At 36.5% G+C, this 18,271-nt stretch carries 16 protein-coding genes; 13 read left to right on the forward strand and 3 right to left on the reverse strand.

Annotation, left to right across the window (positions count from 1 at the left end; genetic code table 11):
• The first annotated feature begins 404 nt into the window (after window positions 1-404).
• The 9 genes from RE409_RS09345 (at window position 405) to spoVK (ending at window position 11,195) form a co-directional block, all read left to right on the forward strand.
• Complete coding sequence (locus RE409_RS09345; RefSeq protein WP_201181350.1) at window positions 405-860, forward strand: SMI1/KNR4 family protein; 456 nt, start codon at window positions 405-407, stop codon at window positions 858-860.
• Between the two features lie 197 nt (window positions 861-1,057).
• Window positions 1,058-1,765, forward strand: coding sequence for a response regulator transcription factor (locus RE409_RS09350; RefSeq protein ID WP_201221338.1), 708 nt, complete (start codon window positions 1,058-1,060; stop codon window positions 1,763-1,765).
• Window positions 1,762-2,823, forward strand: coding sequence for a sensor histidine kinase (locus RE409_RS09355; protein WP_201221336.1), 1,062 nt, complete (start codon window positions 1,762-1,764; stop codon window positions 2,821-2,823). The genes RE409_RS09350 and RE409_RS09355 overlap by 4 nt, the downstream gene beginning before the upstream one ends.
• A gap of 98 nt (window positions 2,824-2,921) precedes the next feature.
• The gene (locus RE409_RS09360) at window positions 2,922-3,698 is read left to right on the forward strand and encodes an ABC transporter ATP-binding protein (RefSeq protein WP_309558843.1); all 777 of its coding nucleotides are present in this window, start codon (window positions 2,922-2,924) and stop codon (window positions 3,696-3,698) included.
• Window positions 3,676-5,616 carry an FtsX-like permease family protein gene (locus RE409_RS09365; RefSeq protein ID WP_201221334.1) on the forward strand — a complete coding sequence of 647 codons (1,941 nt, stop codon included), beginning with the start codon at window positions 3,676-3,678 and terminating at the stop codon, window positions 5,614-5,616. Before RE409_RS09360 ends, RE409_RS09365 begins: the two co-directional genes overlap by 23 nt.
• An 804-nt stretch (window positions 5,617-6,420) precedes the next feature.
• Window positions 6,421-7,671 (forward strand): ATP-binding protein, encoded by a 1,251-nt coding sequence (locus RE409_RS09370; protein WP_309558844.1) that lies wholly within the window; start codon window positions 6,421-6,423, stop codon window positions 7,669-7,671.
• Between the two features lie 914 nt (window positions 7,672-8,585).
• Window positions 8,586-9,572 (forward strand): tRNA (adenosine(37)-N6)-dimethylallyltransferase MiaA, encoded by a 987-nt coding sequence (miaA, locus tag RE409_RS09375; protein WP_309558845.1) that lies wholly within the window; start codon window positions 8,586-8,588, stop codon window positions 9,570-9,572.
• 3 nt (window positions 9,573-9,575) lie between these two features.
• Window positions 9,576-9,809, forward strand: a complete 234-nt coding sequence (gene hfq, locus RE409_RS09380) for an RNA chaperone Hfq (protein WP_034313436.1) — start codon at window positions 9,576-9,578, stop codon at window positions 9,807-9,809.
• A gap of 423 nt (window positions 9,810-10,232) precedes the next feature.
• Window positions 10,233-11,195: a stage V sporulation protein K gene (gene spoVK, locus RE409_RS09385; RefSeq protein ID WP_053348021.1), complete on the forward strand. Its 963-nt coding sequence runs from the start codon at window positions 10,233-10,235 to the stop codon at window positions 11,193-11,195.
• A 37-nt stretch (window positions 11,196-11,232) separates the two neighbouring features.
• Here the strand turns inward: spoVK and RE409_RS09390 are convergent, their stop codons facing one another.
• Entirely contained in the window at window positions 11,233-11,841 is a 609-nt protein-coding gene (locus RE409_RS09390; RefSeq protein ID WP_201181342.1) for a trimeric intracellular cation channel family protein, read from the reverse strand.
• A gap of 178 nt (window positions 11,842-12,019) precedes the next feature.
• On the opposite strand from RE409_RS09390, the gene hflX reads away from it, so the two are divergent.
• The 4 genes from hflX (at window position 12,020) to glnA (ending at window position 16,527) form a co-directional block, all read left to right on the forward strand.
• The gene (hflX, locus tag RE409_RS09395; protein ID WP_201183364.1) at window positions 12,020-13,261 is read left to right on the forward strand and encodes a GTPase HflX; all 1,242 of its coding nucleotides are present in this window, start codon (window positions 12,020-12,022) and stop codon (window positions 13,259-13,261) included.
• Between the two features lie 12 nt (window positions 13,262-13,273).
• The gene (locus tag RE409_RS09400; protein ID WP_201181341.1) at window positions 13,274-14,542 is read left to right on the forward strand and encodes a methionine gamma-lyase family protein; all 1,269 of its coding nucleotides are present in this window, start codon (window positions 13,274-13,276) and stop codon (window positions 14,540-14,542) included.
• A gap of 205 nt (window positions 14,543-14,747) precedes the next feature.
• A complete protein-coding gene (locus RE409_RS09405) occupies window positions 14,748-15,152 on the forward strand; it encodes a MerR family transcriptional regulator (RefSeq protein ID WP_201181339.1) in 405 nt (134 codons plus the stop codon).
• 40 nt (window positions 15,153-15,192) lie between these two features.
• A complete protein-coding gene (gene glnA, locus RE409_RS09410; RefSeq protein ID WP_053345435.1) occupies window positions 15,193-16,527 on the forward strand; it encodes a type I glutamate--ammonia ligase in 1,335 nt (444 codons plus the stop codon).
• A gap of 128 nt (window positions 16,528-16,655) precedes the next feature.
• Here the strand turns inward: glnA and RE409_RS09415 are convergent, their stop codons facing one another.
• Together RE409_RS09415 and RE409_RS09420 are read right to left on the reverse strand one after the other, a co-directional pair.
• Entirely contained in the window at window positions 16,656-17,813 is a 1,158-nt protein-coding gene (locus tag RE409_RS09415; protein ID WP_309558846.1) for a site-specific integrase, read from the reverse strand.
• Entirely contained in the window at window positions 17,806-18,267 is a 462-nt protein-coding gene (locus tag RE409_RS09420) for an ImmA/IrrE family metallo-endopeptidase (protein WP_309558847.1), read from the reverse strand. The genes RE409_RS09415 and RE409_RS09420 overlap by 8 nt, the downstream gene beginning before the upstream one ends.
• Window positions 18,268-18,271 lie beyond the last annotated feature (4 nt).

Raw genomic sequence — 18,271 nt, forward strand, 5'->3', positions numbered from 1 at the left:
ACAACGTTTGTTCTTAAGTTGACATAGAATTGTAATAAAAAAATATCAGAAAATACTGAAAAAATTAGTAAAATTATGTTAATATATTTAAAAAAAGTATTTTTCAAGGGTCTCATCGAGAGAAGAGCTAGGGGGCGTTGTCAAAGCTTTAATGGTCGCCAGGACTTATTCCGTGAATTATCATCGTAAAGAATAATCAACTTGGCTATTTATTTTAGCAAAAAGACTGAATTTTGGCTGAAAGGTAATAGGTAAGATACCTATATTGTTAAAAAACCTCAAAAATAGCCCCTAATTTGAAATTTCGAAGTGAATATTTCTTGAAGAATCAGGATTAGCATGTAGTGAAGAGTAATATATTAATAGTATGTTGCTACACATAAAATTGAAATGGAGTTGATAGAATGGTAAATATTACTGGATACGGAAAAGGCTCGCAAGATGCAGTAAATAACTTTGAAAAATATGTGGGTTTTGAAATCCCTGGGGATTATAAACAATTTCTCCTTGAATATAATGGTGGTACCACTACTGTACAAAACTGCAAGTTTTATGTGGATGCGTTAGACACCCTCGTTTGTTTAAATGTATTATATGGATTGGATCTTGAGGAAAAAGAGCTTGATTTACAGAAATGGCATGAGGAGAATAAAAAAGACTTACATAAGAATTGTATAATCATAGGTAATGACACGTATGCTGGTAAAATCTTGCTTATATATAACGAAGAGGAAAAAGGAGTTTATTTCTGGGATCAGGGTTGGTATTCGGATCCATCAAGCCAGGATGAAAATATATATAAGGTTGCAGAAAGTTTTAAATCTTTCATTGAGGGACTGAAGATCCCAGAGGAAATCTAATTTTATTTGAATCCCCTTGATTGGCTCTGACCTTTCAAGGTTTTTTATTGTGAATTTACAAAGAAAGCACAGATTGATATGATTTCTGAGTAGAAGGGAAATTATTACATAAACAAGAGATGCATTTTCGAATAGGTATATTGATTTCGCAACTTGTAAAATTTGGTATTGAAAACTATTCGTTAGAGGAGGAAAAGATGTATAAAATCTTTTTGGTTGAAGACGATGTCAAAATAGCTGCAATATTAATCAATTATTTAAAAAGATACGGGTATGAAGTTTCTGAAGCTAAGAGATTAGACCATGTCTTTGTCGAGTTTAAAGAGATGAAGCCTGATTTGGTTTTAATGGATATTAATCTACCTTTTTTTGATGGCTTCCATTGGTGCCGCCAAATGAGGACGATTTCAAAAGTTCCCATTTTATTTATCTCAGCAAGGACTGATGAAATGAACCAAGTCATGGCAATTGAACATGGTGGTGATGATTATATTACAAAACCATTCCATTTGGAAGTCGTACTAGCGAAAATAAAGAGTGCTCTTCGACGGGCATATGGCGAGTATGCTGGAACATCATCACTCCATCAACAGGTAAAAGAAATGGATGGATTAACCCTTTATACGGAAAAGGCGATGATTGAATACCAGCAAAATCAGGCGATATTAACCCAAAATGAGTTTCGTTTATTGAATTGTTTAATTCGACAGTACGACACCATTGTTTCTCGTGAAGATTTACTTGAAGCCTTATGGAATGATGATTCATTTGTTGATGATAATACTTTGACAGTCAATGTCACAAGGGTACGGAGAAAACTCGAAGACATTGGCGTCAAACATGCCATACAAACCAGCAGAGGAAAAGGGTATCGGCTCAAGGTAATGGAAGGTGAAGATAAGTGAATCTACTTTCCTTTATAAAAGACCGTCTTTATTTTATATTTTATACCATTCTATTAGGATGTTTGCTTATTCTTACATATGTATTAGTCATTCTAGAAGCGGGAAATCAGATATCGATATCTAATATCTTCTATATGATTGTTCTCTCCATTTTTATGCTGTTACTATTTTTAGCGATTGATTACATAAGGCATTACCGTTTTCTTAATCAGTTAGTAAGGATGAAGCAAGAACCGAGTTTGACTTTTGAATTTGTCGAAATCTTTATGAATCCTGTGACAAAGGAACAAAAAACATGGATTGAGCTTTTTCACCAAATGAACCAGGCTACTATTACGCAATTACAAGAACAAATAAAAATGAAGGAACAATATGAGCTTTTGATTCACCAATGGGTTCATCAAATGAAGACGCCTGTTTCAGTCATTTCTTTACTAATTCAAGAAGGGAAAAGGACATTTTCGGATGAGTCGATGAAGGGTTTTCTTAAAGAGCTTGGAGAGGAAAATGACCGTTTTCGCAGGGGGCTGGAAATTATTTTACACGGAGCAAGGCTGCAGCGTTTTTCGGAGGATGTAAAGGCCGAGCCGATTGATTTAATAAATCTAGTCAAGCAAGTAATTAACGAGGAAAAAAAACAGTTCATTCAACGGACCATTTATCCCAAGCTTGAAACTGAGAATGAGAATTTTCAAGTGCATTCAGATCGTAAGTGGCTCCACTTTTCCATCAGTCAAGTTGTCTTTAATGCATTGAAGTATTCAAGGCAGGGAGTGGGGGATACTATTACGTTCAGCATTACAGAAAAAGGTCGTGATATTGTCCTTTGCATTACGGATCAAGGCATAGGAATTGCCCCTCATGACTTAAAACGAGTGTTTGATCCATTTTTTACAGGAGAAAATGGACGAACACAACAAGAGTCGACGGGAATGGGATTATACTTAGTAAAGGAAATCGTTAACAGGCTTGGACATAGGGTTAGCATTCAATCGACTGTTCCTGAGGGATCTACAGTGCAATTTCTCTTTAACACAAATACCTTACATGAAAGATGACAAAATTGTAAGGTTGTTAGGCGGTTATGTAATAAACATCGATGTGAGCCTCCTGCTTTATTCTTTATACTTTACTTTAGAAAGAGGAGGTCATATAGATGGCGATATTAAAAACAGAGCAACTATCCAAAACCTATTTTCAAAAGCAAGGAAATTTATTTCATAAAGCGTTAGACAACTTTACCATGGATGTTCAAAAAGGGGAGTTTGTTGGGGTGATGGGACCATCCGGGAGCGGAAAAACAACTTTGCTGAACCTAATGGCAACCATTGATAGGCCCACTTCTGGGAAAGTCATTCTAAATGAAAAAAACCCTAATGAATTGAAAAACCGTGATCTTGCTTTGTTTCGCAGGAGGGAAATTGGTTTTGTTTTTCAGGATTTTAACCTTCTTGATACACTCACAGTTCGTGAAAATATTCTTCTTCCTTTAGCGTTAGATCATTATGAACAGCAAGAAATGGAAGATCGAGTAAATCAGTTGGCACATCTTCTTAGTATAGAGGGAATTTTAGATAAACGGACTTTTGAAATTTCTGGAGGTCAACAGCAACGAACCTCATGTGCAAGAGCAATGATTCACGAACCATCAATTATTTTAGCGGACGAACCGACAGGTAATTTAGATTCCAAATCTGCCAAGCAGGTGATGGATACCTTCACAACGCTTCAGAAGGAAAAAGGGGCATCCATACTAATGGTCACCCATGACCCAACTGCTGCTAGTTTTTGTGATCGGATTCTATTTATTAAAGATGGTAAGTTCTTTTCAGAGGTTCACAATGGAGGGGTAAGACGTAGCTTCTATCAACGGATTTTAGATACGTTGAGTGTACTGGGAGGTGGCTATCATGAACCTTCGACATCTCGCTAAGAGAAATATCCAAGGAAATACCCAACGTTATCTTGCCTATTTTTTCAGCATTGTCTTTTCCGTTTCAATCTTTTTTATCTATGCATCCTTTATCTTTCATCCTGACATAGTCAATGCAAATATTAGTGGTGGGCAGATTGTGCGTGTTGCGCTTATTGCGGCTGAAATAGTAATCATTGTTTTTTCCGTTTTCTTTATCTCTTATTCTAATACAGCTTTTATACAGCCGCGAAAAAAAGAGTTTGGTTTGCTCACACTATTTGGAATGTCTAAATCTCAACTTAGAAGACTAATTTATATGGAGCAAACGATTGTGTCTCTTGTATCGATTGCGATTGGGGTAGGTTTGGGATTTTTATTCTCAAAGTTGTTCCTAATGATTGTTTCGTCTTTATTAGCGGTCGATGAACCATTAGCATTTGTCTTGGTCCCTAAAGCCTTTGTTTATACGATTGTTGGTTTCTTTTTATTATTTCAGTTATTATCACTCCTATCTTTGTTACAAATCGAAAATTTAGAGGTAGTCGATTTACTAAAAGATAAACAAAAACCAAAAAAGATGCCATTCGTATCCAAGTGGTTAATTGCATTATCCGTAATTTGTTTAAGTATTTCTTATTTTTTGGCAGCTACTATGACACTAAACAATTCATTACTACGAGTATTGCCGATTTTATTTTTCGTGCTGATTGGTACTTATTTTTTATTCAGCCAAAGTATTGTTGCTATGTGCAGAAGGCTGTATAGGAAGAAGAAAAGCTTATATAATGGGACGAATTTAATTACTCAAACTAACCTTATTTTTGATATTAAGAATTATTCGAGATTATTCTTTTTGACTTCGATTATTACTGCTGTCATTTTGACAGCAGCTGGAACGCTTTTTATGTTCACTGCAGATTTAAAGAAGCAGGGAATGGATAACATTCCACAAGCAATCGGCTGGATAGAAAATGATGCTTCTGTTTATTCCGTTATTGAGCCTTCAGAAGTAGAGAAAACCTTAAAGAAAGATGGATTTAAGGTACCCTACAAAGTCAATGTGACAGGTGTGCCGGTTACAACTATGATTCCCCAAATAGGTACAGGAGAACCTAGTGAAAATCAGTCATTATTAATCTCGGAAAGAGACTATAACAAAGTCGCAGCATTTCGAAAGCTAGACCCTGTCGAGTTGTCGGGAGATGAAGCGTTATTTATTTTTCCTTATGCAACACTAGATTCTCAATTCGTACAACGAGGTGATCAAAAGGAACTTCATTATGGGAAAAATATCATACAGGTAACTATGTTAGGGCAGCGGAATCAAACCGTAATAGCCCCAATCGGATTAGCAACTACTCTGATGGTTGTCGATGATAAGTTGTATACTGATATTACTGATAATGTGCCTCTAAAACAAAAGGTAAGGGTGCGCGGGTACGAAGTTAAAGATTGGGAGGATGCAATAGAAGCATCTGAGAAAATCGAAAAAATAGCTATTAACCCTGAACAGAATAAAGTGCAAACAAGAGCACCGATTTATGAGAAAGTGAGGCAGGGAAGTATGTTAACACTATTTATCGGCCTGTTTGTCAGTTTATTATTCTTTATCGTCCAAGGAAGCATGATGTATCTTCGTGTGTTTACGAATTTGGAAGATAAAAAAATCCAAATTAATGCTCTGCATCGAATGGGGTTAACAGGAAAAGAAATCCGCAAAATCCTAAGTGCTGAGATACGCATTCTATTTTTTGTTCCTTTTGTAATTGGGATGATTCATGCGATCGTTGCTTTCGTCGCATTAAGTAATTTATTGGGCTCTAATTTGCTCGGCTATTCGGCTATAGTTATCGGAACCTATTTTCTTCTTCAGCTACTATATTACCAAGTAACAAAGATAATGTATGAGCGGGCAGTTATTAGTACGATTAAATAGAATAAGGTGCCAATTAAGAAGGAATCAGACGCTTATTCTCTGATTCCTTCTTGTTTGATATTAAGATATGAATCCAGAGGTTTTTTCTGGTGTGAGCTACGACTATGAGTGGGAACCTTTGGTGTTCCCTTCCAAATGTTTCTATCCTCATTCTTAAGGAACAGGCCAAATTCAATTTGATTTTTTCAAAATCTATAAGTAGTTCAATAGTGCCAGCAAGAGTGAAACAGTCTGTTTTTTGGTTTAGCTAGATAATATGTTACTAAAAGGTGAATGAAATAATGTGAAAATTGGTATGTATTGTACTCATAAAACCTTTTCATTCTTGAAATATTTTCATATAAAGGGTAAAATTATTTATTTCAAGAGGCAATAGAATATTATTGGCTTTTTTGAATGTTAATAACATAGTTTAGGTGGGGGAACGTATAGTTAAATGTTGGATTTTATTAGTTTATTTGTAAAACATAAGGAAGTGGAATGGTTTTTTTAGTTTATAAAAATTGGATTTAAAGTAGTTTGAAATGTAAAGAGTTTCAGGATCATAGCAAGTTGAGAAAAATTCAAAAGAACGAAGTGAATTATCTGGTAATTATTTGATTAAATATAGTCTTATAAGCCTGCTATTATAGAGGTGATTTGATTTTTCTCTATTTCTTTGTCCCTTTATATAGTAAACTCAGAATGGGTTCGTTAACTTTTAACTGCTAGAGATGAGGTAAATTTAATGCTATGAAAAATAAAAAGTTAAGGGCATTTCTTTATTTGACCATTATTTTATTAATACTATTTATTCTTCTAAACATGTTTTCTACTTATTTAAGTATTAAAAATTCTGTTCAGAAATCTGTTGCGAATCAAAACTTGGTAGCTGCTAAGTCTATTGCTGACTCAATGGATATAGAGGCGTATAAACGTTTCCTCAATAACCCAGTAAAGAGCCGAGAATATACGGATATAGAAACCTACTTAGAGGATGCACGGGAAAAAATTGGGGCTTTGTATGTATATACTCTGATTGTGGATAATCCGAAAGAATCGAGAGCTATGATTACCGGGTTTTCTAAAGATTCTAAAAAGGAATTTCCTATTGGAGGGGTGTGCACGGTTCCTAAAAAGCAGGTCAAACAAGCCTATGAAGGAAAAAGCTTTATTACTGGAATACTGGAGGATCCAGTATATGGCGAATATTTGACTGTAGGGGTGCCAATAAAAGATCATGAAGGTGCCATTATTGGTTTTTTAGGTATTGATGTGAGTGCAGAGGATATTAATACCATTAATGGAAAGGTATTAAAAAGCAGTATTGCCATCCTCGTTTATAATGGGGGCTTTGTTATTATGCTGTTAGTTACCTTTTTTGTGATTCAAAAATGGTATCAAAAAGAATTGAAACGGGAAGTGGGGGATACTGAGGATACGTATCAATCAGAATTTCAATCACTTATCGCTTCTGTCCGCTCATTAAGACATGATTTTTCAAATCATATTCAAGTTATACATGGACTTCTCAAGCTTGGTGAAAATGGTAAAGCATTAGATTATTTAACCGGTCTCTCAAAAGAAGTGCAATCGATTGAATCGATGAAATTGGATGTGAATCATCCTGGCTTATCTGTACTTTTAGAGACGAAAAAGCTCTCAGCCCAGAATTATAACATCGATATTACACTTGATGTTTCTCCTAATTCTTTCAACATGGTCAAAACAATAGACTTGATTAAAATGTTATCGAATGTAATCGACAATGCTATTGAGGCAACGACTGAATTACCTGAGCAAGAACGCCGAATGAATATAATCTGTAAAGCTAACGAAGAAAAGTATACGTTTGAGGTTACCAATACCGGACCTATGATTTCTACTATAGATCGGGAAAATATTTTTGTCAGCGGCTATTCTACCAAAAAGGCACAAAAGGGGAAGGTTAGAGGACAAGGCCTGTTTATCGTAAAAGACTTAGTTAACAGGTATGATGGTGACATTACCGTAAAGTCTAATGAGACAGGAACCTCCGTTACGATGATGATACCTGTATATGGAAGAATGAGCTAGTTCCTTATGTAAAAGAGAATTTAGGAAAGTAAATAGACCGGTTTGATACGGTCTATTTTTCTTTTTTTATTATAGAATGCATTACATACAGATTTAGGTGGTTAATAATATGGTTTGTCTCTTATTTAATCTCTCAAGTTTCATTCCCTTATTCATAATAATTTTAAGTATCCCATTCATTCAGAACCTTCTTTTAGTACCTTTAATAACTATTTTGCTAGGAGCCTTGATACGACTGGCCTTACGAAAGATTACTTATGAAAAATACAGACATCCGATAAGCGGGCATCATCAGTAACCTTTTCGAATGGATTGGTAAATTACGAAACACACTACTATAGAAGAAACTTTATTTTTTACAATAGAGGTCTGTTTTACTTTGAAGTCAAGATGGCCGGTCAAGCAAGTTTGGATATATATTTCTTTTCATCATTACTTTCAACGGGAATGAAAACCTTATGTTGATTGTTCGAAAGTTTTTTAAGTGTTTGATATAAATATTTTTTTGTTGAGCCTATTCCTTGAGCCATTTGATGTAAAGAACGCTGAACAACACCCCCTCCCAGTCGATATGTAATAGCGAATATAAGCAAGTATCGAATTCAGTAGAGGATACATTACGTAATAGATAATGGTATGTTTCTTCATAAATCATTTTTCTCGACTCCTTTTAGGGTGCGTAGTCATCTTTTCTCCAGAGAGAAAAGCACCTTTATCGTCTAAATAAACCTTTTAATGAAAAAAGTAGCATCACTAAAAAAAATATTAATCACCTTGTTTTAGTGAATATTATTCAGGGTGGCTTCGATAGAAGATGTGAATAAACTAATAGCTTTTGGACATAATGGATAGATGTTTGGCTGCTTTCCCCGAGATTATGATAAGATAGGGAAAAATCATATAAGGCAGTGAGAATGTTGAAACAACAAAAAAGAAAACTTCTCGTTATCATCGGACCGACTGCTGTTGGTAAGACGAAAATGAGCATTGAGTTGGCTAAACAATTTAATGGTGAAATTATCAGCGGAGATTCCATGCAGGTTTATAAAGAGATGGATATAGGGACTGCGAAAATCAAGAGAGAAGAAACAGAGGGAATTCCTCATTATTTGCTTGATATTAAGGAACCGGATGAACCATTTAGCGCGGCTGAGTTCCAGGAGCGTGCTAATGCATGTATCGAGGATATCCAAAACAGAGGAAAACTCCCTATTATCGTCGGTGGTACAGGTCTATACATACAATCGGTCATTTATGATTATCAATTTTCAGAAGCGCCATCTGATCCCAGTTACAGGGGTATGTTGGAAAAACAAGTTAAGGAATTAGGAATCGATCCTGTTTTTGAACAATTACGGAGTGTTGACCCAGAAAGTGCAAAACGTATTCATCCTAATAATGTAAGAAGGGTAATCAGAGCACTTGAGATTTTTCATTGTACAGGAAAAACGATGAGTGAGCAGTTGGATGAACAGCCGACAGAAATGAAATATGATACGTGCATCATTGGTTTGACAATGGATCGGGAAAAATTATACCAGCGTATTGATCAGCGCGTCGACGGGATGATAGAAGAAGGGCTGATTCAAGAGGTTCAGTCATTTTATGATCAAGGTTTGAGGGATTGCCAATCAATACAGGCTATTGGCTATAAAGAGATCTATGATTTTATTGATGAAAGAGCATCATTAGAGGAAGCAATAGAGGCTTTAAAGCAAAATTCTCGCCGATATGCTAAAAGGCAATTGACTTGGTTCCGGAATAAAATGGATGTAATTTGGTTTGATATGACCAATCTAGAAGATTTTTCAAAAAAAATACATGAAATATCTGGGTTTATAGCAGGAAAGCTTTTCAATAAAGGCGAATACATAAATTTAGAGAGAAAAGAGGAGGACTAATACATGAAACAATCAGTAAATATTCAAGATCAGTTTCTTAATCAATTACGAAAAGATGGTACGTATGTGACGGTATTTTTATTAAACGGTTTCCAAATTAGAGGACAGGTTAAAGGGTTCGATAATTTTACTGTTTTATTTGAATCAGAGGGCAAGCAGCAATTAGTCTATAAACATGCGATTTCTACATTCGCTCCACAACGTAATGTCCAAATTGATTACGAAGTGAAGGAATAATCATATAAATGGATCAAAAAGACAGGCTTCGCTTATAGCGACCTGTTTTTTTTTTTTTTTTTGAGCCTACTCTTGTATCTTTTTCAAGGATTCGATTATTTTACGCACACGTTTTGAATATATATTAAGGGACGGATTATTTTCCGGGAAAGCGCAGGAAATGACATTTTTAAAAAAAGAATTGATGAAATGGAGATAAAATTGTCGTATTTATATTCTAGAGGTGAGAATCTTGTTTAATTAAGTCGCCGTTTGAAGAGGGAATTAGCTAATTATTCTAAAAGCTTAGGAAATCATGAAAAGTAATAAGGGAATTTCCCGATTAGTTTAGTTTAAAGGCTGTGCTCATTACTACGGCATATGGCCATCATAAATCGAATGAAAATTGTGGCGTCAGGGGTCCAAGATGGAGAGGTGAATGCATTGGAACAACCGATCCGTATGAAAAATAACGGGCAAATCAACATTGTGTTTAATGCGGAAAATAGAAAAGCGCTACAAAAGGATCTGCCGATAAAAGAAAAAGAAATTTTGGTGCAAGAAATTCCCCACCAGCATGTAGCTTTAAAGGAAATTGAAGATGAATTAAAAGCGCTAGTTGGCATGGAAGAAATGAAACGGATGATAAAAGAAATATATGCCTGGATCTACATCAATAAGCAACGGGAAACAAGAGGGCTGAAGACTGGTCGTCAAGCGCTCCATATGATGTTTAAAGGAAATCCTGGAACAGGGAAGACCACGGTTGCACGTTTAATTGGAAAGTTGTTTCAAAAAATGAATGTACTCTCGAAGGGGCATTTAATTGAAGCGGAGAGGGCAGATTTGGTCGGAGAATATATTGGTCATACGGCCCAAAAAACGCGTGATTTAATTAAAAAGGCCATTGGCGGGATATTATTTATTGATGAGGCCTATTCCTTGGGGAGAGGAGGCGAAAAGGACTTTGGCAAAGAAGCCATAGATACGCTCGTGAAACATATGGAGGACCGACAACACGAATTCATTTTAATTCTTGCAGGATACTCACGAGAAATGGATTATTTTCTCAGTCTAAATCCTGGCCTTCATTCCAGGTTCCCGCTTGTTGTAGATTTTCCAGATTATACGATTGATCAGTTGATGGAAATATCTGATCGAATGCTTCAGGAACGTGAATATATTATGAACAGAGATGCTGAGAGAAAATTAAAAGATCATTTAATCATATTACGTTCGTTTCGTGGACCTATATCGTTTTCTAACGGCCGCTATATCCGAAATGTTCTTGAAAAGTCGATTAGGGCGCAGGCAATGCGGCTATTAATAGAAGATTCGTTTGAAAAAGTCGATTTACTCACTTTAACCAGCCAGGATTTAATTTTTGAGGATGATGAGAAAGAATGACATACGAAAGCCCACCAAAAATGGCGGGCTTTCAGATTTATGTTTTTGGTACCCATTTTTTATTAGGAAGGTGCCAATTATATGTGTAGGAAAGGACGCGCAATAAAGTGATAGCGGTAAAGAGCGTATATAGCTGCCATGACTGAGATAAGACTCCGCTGCCTAACGCTAAGCCTGCAATGATGGCCCAGACTGCGTAGATTTCTTTTCTAAAGACTAATGGTTTTCTTCCGGCCAGCACGTCACGGACTACCCCGCCGCCGCATCCTGTTAACGCAGCTGAAACAATAATGGCGCTTATGGGATGATTCAGATCAACCGCATACATGGCCCCTTGTATAGCAAAGGCAGAAAGACCAATCGCATCACTTAAGTTCCCCCATCTGTCCCAATGCTTTGATAGAATGGTAGGAAAAACAAAAACGATGGTGATAGATACTAATGCAATGATAAAATAGAAACTTTGATCCCATAATGTTGATACAGGTACACCAATCAATAAATTTCGGATTGCTCCTCCACCAAAAGCGGTTACGATTCCTAAAATATAGACTCCTAAAATATCATACTCTTCTTCCATGGCAATAATGGTCCCGCTTATGGCAAATGCAATTGTACCTATGAGGCTTAATACTTCCCATGTCATATGTTTTTCCCTCTATGTCTTTTCAATTTGATGTTAAAGTCAAATTTGATTTTAGCATGTTATCGAATAATTTAAAATGGTTAAAATCTTTGTTTTTACGAAAGTTTTATAAGTTTAATTTTTTTTGTTATGATTAACTGAAATCTTTCATAAAGGTGGTGCCGATTTGGATGAATCAATGAAGGAAACGGCTGTATTAATAGGATGCCAAACAACAGAGGCTGACGAGCGTTTTGAATATTCGTTGGATGAGCTGGCTTCGTTAGCGAAGACGGCGAATGGCGAGGTGCTAATGACAATCACTCAGAAAAGGGAAAGGGTTGATCCGTCTACATATATAGGTAAAGGAAAAGTGGAGGAACTTCAGAATTTAGAAGAAGAGTTGGAGCCGGATCTATTTATCTTTAATGATGAATTATCTCCAAGTCAGATTCGTAATCTTTCTAAACATTTGCAAGCAAGGATCATAGATCGGACACAGCTTATTTTAGATATTTTTGCTCAGCGAGCGCGCTCAAGAGAAGGGAAGCTGCAGGTTGAACTGGCTCAGCTTCAATATTTATTGCCGCGTTTGGTGGGGCAGGGTACGGCAATGTCCAGGCTTGGAGGCGGAATCGGTACAAGAGGACCTGGAGAAACGAAGTTAGAAAGCGACCGCCGCCACATTCGTGGGAAAATTGATGAAATCAAACAACAATTAAGCGGGATAGTTAAGCATCGTGAACGGTATCGCGACAGAAGGAAACGAAATAAAACCTTTCAAATTGCCCTGGTCGGATACACGAATGCGGGTAAATCAACGCTGTTCAACCGTTTAACTGAGGCAGATTCTTTCGAGGAGAACCAGTTGTTTGCTACACTTGATCCGATGACTCGAAAAGCCATTCTTCCTAGCGGATTTACCGTGCTACTGACGGATACTGTTGGCTTTATACAAGATTTGCCGACTTCTTTAATCGCAGCATTTCGCTCGACACTCGAAGAAGTGAAGGAAGCTGATTTATTGCTCCACGTTGTCGACTCCTCAAGTTCGGATTACTTTAATCACGAGAAAACGGTACACGATTTGCTAAATGACTTAGAAGTCCCTTCCATTCCACAGCTAACGTTGTATAATAAGAAAGATAGGATTCACACTGACTTTGTAAGGTCATCTAGTAATGCTTCATTATTAATAAGTGCCTATGATCATTCAGACCTGAATCAAATCATGGAAGAAATTGAAAAGTATGTGATTGATGAAATGATCCCGTATAATGTTTTCCTCCCTTCAAGTGAGGGTAAACTATTATCACAGCTGAAAAATGAAACCATATTGCGCACTCTCTCCTTTAATGAAGGATCGGAAAGATATGAATGCAAAGGTTTTTGTCTAGCTGATCATCCATTAACCGGCCAGCTAGAGAAATATTCATTATAAAGGGGAATTTAGATGTATCAGCAGTTAACACATGGAGAAGTGTTAAAAAACATTGCCCAGGAAGTAGAAGCAATGATTTCTCCGTTACATAAACAAGTTGATGAACGAATTGAAGAAAATCAATTTCGTGTGTTACAAAGTTATCAAGCACATCGAGTGAGTGATTCTCATTTCATCCCTACGACAGGGTACGGATATGATGATATCGGCCGCGACACTCTTGAATTGATTTATGCAGATGTCTTTGGTGCAGAAGCGGGATTGGTGCGTTCACAAATAATTTCGGGTACACATGCGATTTCAACTGCTCTGTTCGGCATATTACGTCCAGGGGATGAATTGCTGTACATAACTGGAAAGCCATATGATACATTGGAAGAGATTGTCGGTATCCGAGGCTCGGGTATCGGATCTTTGCGTGATTTTCAAATTAGTTATAAGGCTGTTCCGTTATCGGGATATGGAACAGTTGATTTTGAAGCCGTTAAACAGGCAATTCAACCGAATACGAAAATGATCGGAATCCAACGCTCAAAAGGGTATGCTACACGTCCTTCCTTTACGATTGATGAAATTAAAGAGATGATTTCTTTCGTTAAAGAGATAAACCCTGAAATCGTCGTGTTCGTAGATAATTGTTATGGGGAGTTTGTTGAAACTCAAGAGCCGTGTCATGTAGGGGCAGATTTAATGGCTGGTTCTCTCATTAAAAACCCAGGTGGCGGAATAGTAAAGACAGGTGGATACATTGTCGGTAAAAAAGAATTGGTCGAAGCTTGCTCTTATCGTTTAACATCACCAGGAATTGGTGCGGAAGCTGGTGCCTCGCTTTATAGTTTGCAGGAAATGTATCAAGGATTCTTTCTTGCGCCCCACGTCGTTGGACAAGCCGTTAAAGGTGCCATGTTCACTGCTGCCTTTTTAGAAAAAATCGGTATGAATACGTATCCTAGATGGGATGCGAAACGCACCGATTTAATTCAATCTGTCCAATTTGATGACCGGGATAAAATGGTTGCCTTTTGTCAGGCCATTCAATATGCATCACCAATCAATTCGCATGTGACACCATATCCTGCATATATGCCTGGCTATGAAGACGATGTGATCATGGCAGCAGGAACCTTTATTCAGGGAGCAAGCATTGAACTGACAGCAGATGGTCCGACAAGAGCTCCTTATGTTGCCTATGTTCAAGGTGGATTAACATATGCTCATGTTAAAATCGCCGTGTTGACTGCTGTGAATTCTTTAATGGATAAAAAACTGATCCAATTGTAATAAGAATACTAGCTGAATTTTTTCAGTTTTCGTCTCAGAATCCAGTTTAACTGGATTCACAGAAAAAATAATAGTCATAATATTTGATAAGTTACAAATCATTTTGCTTTTCTAAAAATATCACGTCATAAAATGTAACATCATCTTGACAAGTTTAATAACATGTAATATGATTATATCAGATAAAAAAAGGAGGATGCTAAGAATGAGTGGCAACAACATTCGGCGTTCGATGCCTCTTTTTTCCATCGGAATTGTGATGCAGCTAACTGAATTGTCTGCGCGTCAAATTCGATACTACGAAGAGCATCAACTAATTACTCCTATGAGAACAGATGGAAATCGTCGGGTTTTTTCTTTAAACGATATTGATCGACTACTTGAGATTAAAGATTTAATCGAACAAGGAGTCAATCTGGCCGGCATAAAAAAAATTTTCACTGTAAAGGAACAGAACTTACCTAAGACTCAAGATTTAGAACAAGCGGAAAAGATAAGACAGGACCTTAGTGACGAGGAGCTTCGTAAGCTTCTACGTACTGAGCTTTTACAAGGCAGTAAGCATCGAACATCTCTTCGACAAGGGGATATGTCCCGTTTTTTCCAATGAAAAATATGATTTATGAATTATTATTTAGGGGGAATTAAAATTGGCAAAGTTCACACGTGAAGACATCACTCGTTTAGCAAAAGAAGAAAATGTTAAGTACATCCGTTTACAGTTTACTGACATTTTAGGAACGATTAAAAACGTTGAAATCCCAGTTAGTCAATTAGAAAAAGCTCTTGATAACAAAATGATGTTTGACGGATCTTCTATTGAAGGCTTCGTACGTATCGAAGAATCTGATATGTACCTATATCCTGATTTAAATACATGGGTTATCTTCCCTTGGACTTCTGAAAAAGGTAAAGTTGCTCGTCTAATTTGTGATATTTATAATACAGATGGAGCACCTTTTGATGGAGACCCTCGTACTAACTTAAAACGTGTCCTTGCTGAAGCAAGAGAAATGGGCTTCACTGATTTTAATCTTGGACCTGAACCAGAATTCTTCTTATTCAAACTAGATGCAGCTGGAGAGCCAACTCTAGAATTGAATGATAAAGGCGGATACTTTGACCTTGCACCTACTGACCTAGGAGAAAACTGCCGTCGCGATATCGTTCTTGAACTTGAAGAAATGGGATTTGAAATTGAAGCATCCCACCATGAAGTAGCTCCAGGACAACACGAAATTGACTTTAAATATGCAGATGCAATTTCAGCATGTGATAACATCCAAACTTTCAAATTGGTTGTTAAAACGATTGCTCGTAAACATGGTTTACACGCAACATTCATGCCTAAACCATTGTTCGGTGTTAATGGATCAGGTATGCACTGTAACGTTTCTTTATTCAAAGGAAGCCAAAATGCCTTTTACGATACAGAAGGAAAATTAGAACTAAGTAAAACAGCAGAGCAATTTATCGCAGGTATCATTAAGCATGCTCCTAGCTTCACAGCGGTAACAAACCCAACTGTTAACTCATACAAACGTCTAGTGCCTGGTTACGAAGCTCCTTGTTATGTTGCTTGGTCTGCTAAAAACCGTAGCCCATTAATTCGTATCCCAGCTTCACGCGGTGTTAGTACTCGTGTTGAGGTACGTAGTGTCGATCCAGCAGCCAATCCATACTTGGCACTTGCTGTAATATTGAAAGCTGGTCTTGACGGTATCAAAAACAACCTAACTCCTCCAGCTCCAGTTGACCGTAACATTTATGTAATGAATAAAGAAGAACGTGAAGAAGTAGGAATCGTAGATCTACCAGCTACTTTATATGCTGCATTGGAAACATTAAAATCCAATGAAATCATCAAAGAAGCTCTTGGTGATCACTTGCTTGAACACTTCATCGAAGCAAAAGAAATTGAGTGGGATATGTTCCGCACACAAGTTCACCCATGGGAACGCGAACAATATATGTCTACTTATTAATATCAAAATAAGCTTTGAAACCCTTGACGCCATTGGTGTTGAGGGTTCTTTGTTTTTCGGGCATCATTTCATTAATTCTAATGGATATACCAACTGCCCGATTATTGCCCGAAAAAAATCCGAAAAAATTATTCAAGGACATTTTTCATATGCTCCTCAAATTTACCCATAGTGTCCTTATCTATTTTTTTACTAATATGAGAGTATACGTCCGCTGTAATTTGCATACTGCCATGTCCTAAACGCTCTTGTATATATTTCATGCTTGCTCCTGCTTCTAACTGCAATACTGCATGAGTATGACGTGTAGAGTGAATTGGTAAAGGTGGAATACCAGCTTTTTTTAAGATACGAGCAAATGAATTAAAAAGGCTTGTTTTAGGCATGTAGTTTCCGTCATTTCGGCATAGCACTAAGTTTAGGTCATGGTGGAAATCATCTTGTAAAGCCAACTTGTTTTGGTTTTGAAACTTCTTGTGAAAAAGTAAATCGTTTGTAATGGTTTGGCTGATGGTGATAACACGTTTTGAATTATAAGTTTTTACATCACCGAACATTTTACTTTTATCTTTACTAGCTTCTTGAAAATCAAGGGATTTATTAATAGTAATTGTTTTTTCTTTTAAATCAATGTCTGTCCATTGCAAGGCAGCTGCTTCACCCTTACGCATACCGGTTTCAATAAGCACTTTATAAAATATCCAGTAAATATATCCATACTCATAGGCTGCTTTTAAAAAATTACCAATCTGTTCTGATTCGATGAACTTTATTCCGTTGTTATTATGTTCACCTTTTATAGTAACTCCAGTACATGGATTCATATTGGTTTTACCCAAGGTTAAGGCCTTTTCAAAGGCATTGTACATTGTACCGTGTATGATTTCTATTGTTCTTCTGCTATATTTTTTTTCAGTTAGTTGGTTAATGAATTTCTGATACATTAAAGGTTTTACATCTTTAAGTAATATATTTTTGAAATATGGAATGATGTGATTCTCAATATTACGCTTGTGTAATTCAAATGTATTTTTAGCTACTGCACCCTTTTTATGTTCATTTAACCACATGTTCAGGTACGTATTTAATGATTCAGCAGTTATTTCGAATCCTTCGCGAATCATTTTTTCTACTTCCTCAGCAGCTAATTGGGCTTCTTTTTTACTTTCAAATCCTTTTTTAGATTTTTCTCTAGTCTTTCGTGTTATTGGATCCTGATAATAGATTCGATACTCCCAAAAATCCTTGTTTAAGCCCTTCTTTTTGTATTTATAATATTTAGCCATATTTTCTCTCCTTCCCAATAATATCGAGTGGATTAAGTCTAATGGTTAAATCGTGATGATAGATAGAGTCTCCGTATATTTCTATATACCTGTCTAATGCTTCTTGTAAGAACTCCTCAGTAACGTTTAAAAAATCAGCAACTTCATATCGATTTGTGCATCCATATTCGTAGGCAGCCACAAAGCAAGATAATGGTAATATCTCGTTGTATGCCCAGCGCCTTGCAATTTTTTCTTGTTTAACGTTATTTAGATTAGTTTGATCAATAATATTTCCTACTGTTTTGAAGTGGTGACCCAATTCTTCTGCTAAAATGCATCCTTTTTCTACTTTTGTTTGCCGTCTTTCTATTATGATGTGACCGTTCCTGTATAATCCTTTAAAACCATATTCAAGTTCTTTTTCTCTCACAGGTATTTCTTCATATTCGAAAAGTAATTTATTATAATGCATCTGG

It is taken from the genome of Peribacillus sp. R9-11 (genome assembly GCF_031345095.1).
GTDB lineage: Bacteria > Bacillota > Bacilli > Bacillales > DSM-1321 > Peribacillus > Peribacillus butanolivorans.

Excerpts from the sequence above, each read along its gene's own strand:
- hflX (WP_201183364.1), top strand. The coding sequence starts at position 12,020 with ATGAAGGAAACGGCTGTATTAATAGGATGCCAAACAACAGAGGCTGAC.
- RE409_RS09400 (WP_201181341.1), top strand. The coding sequence starts at position 13,274 with ATGTATCAGCAGTTAACACATGGAGAAGTGTTAAAAAACATTGCCCAG.
- RE409_RS09415 (WP_309558846.1), bottom strand. The coding sequence starts at position 17,813 with ATGGCTAAATATTATAAATACAAAAAGAAGGGCTTAAACAAGGATTTT.
- miaA (WP_309558845.1), top strand. The coding sequence starts at position 8,586 with ATGTTGAAACAACAAAAAAGAAAACTTCTCGTTATCATCGGACCGACT.
- RE409_RS09350 (WP_201221338.1), top strand. The coding sequence starts at position 1,058 with ATGTATAAAATCTTTTTGGTTGAAGACGATGTCAAAATAGCTGCAATA.
- RE409_RS09405 (WP_201181339.1), top strand. The coding sequence starts at position 14,748 with ATGAGTGGCAACAACATTCGGCGTTCGATGCCTCTTTTTTCCATCGGA.
- RE409_RS09390 (WP_201181342.1), bottom strand. The coding sequence starts at position 11,841 with ATGACATGGGAAGTATTAAGCCTCATAGGTACAATTGCATTTGCCATA.
- RE409_RS09365 (WP_201221334.1), top strand. The coding sequence starts at position 3,676 with ATGAACCTTCGACATCTCGCTAAGAGAAATATCCAAGGAAATACCCAA.
- hfq (WP_034313436.1), top strand. The coding sequence starts at position 9,576 with ATGAAACAATCAGTAAATATTCAAGATCAGTTTCTTAATCAATTACGA.
- RE409_RS09360 (WP_309558843.1), top strand. The coding sequence starts at position 2,922 with ATGGCGATATTAAAAACAGAGCAACTATCCAAAACCTATTTTCAAAAG.
- RE409_RS09370 (WP_309558844.1), top strand. The coding sequence starts at position 6,421 with ATGTTTTCTACTTATTTAAGTATTAAAAATTCTGTTCAGAAATCTGTT.
- RE409_RS09420 (WP_309558847.1), bottom strand. The coding sequence starts at position 18,267 with ATGCATTATAATAAATTACTTTTCGAATATGAAGAAATACCTGTGAGA.
- RE409_RS09345 (WP_201181350.1), top strand. The coding sequence starts at position 405 with ATGGTAAATATTACTGGATACGGAAAAGGCTCGCAAGATGCAGTAAAT.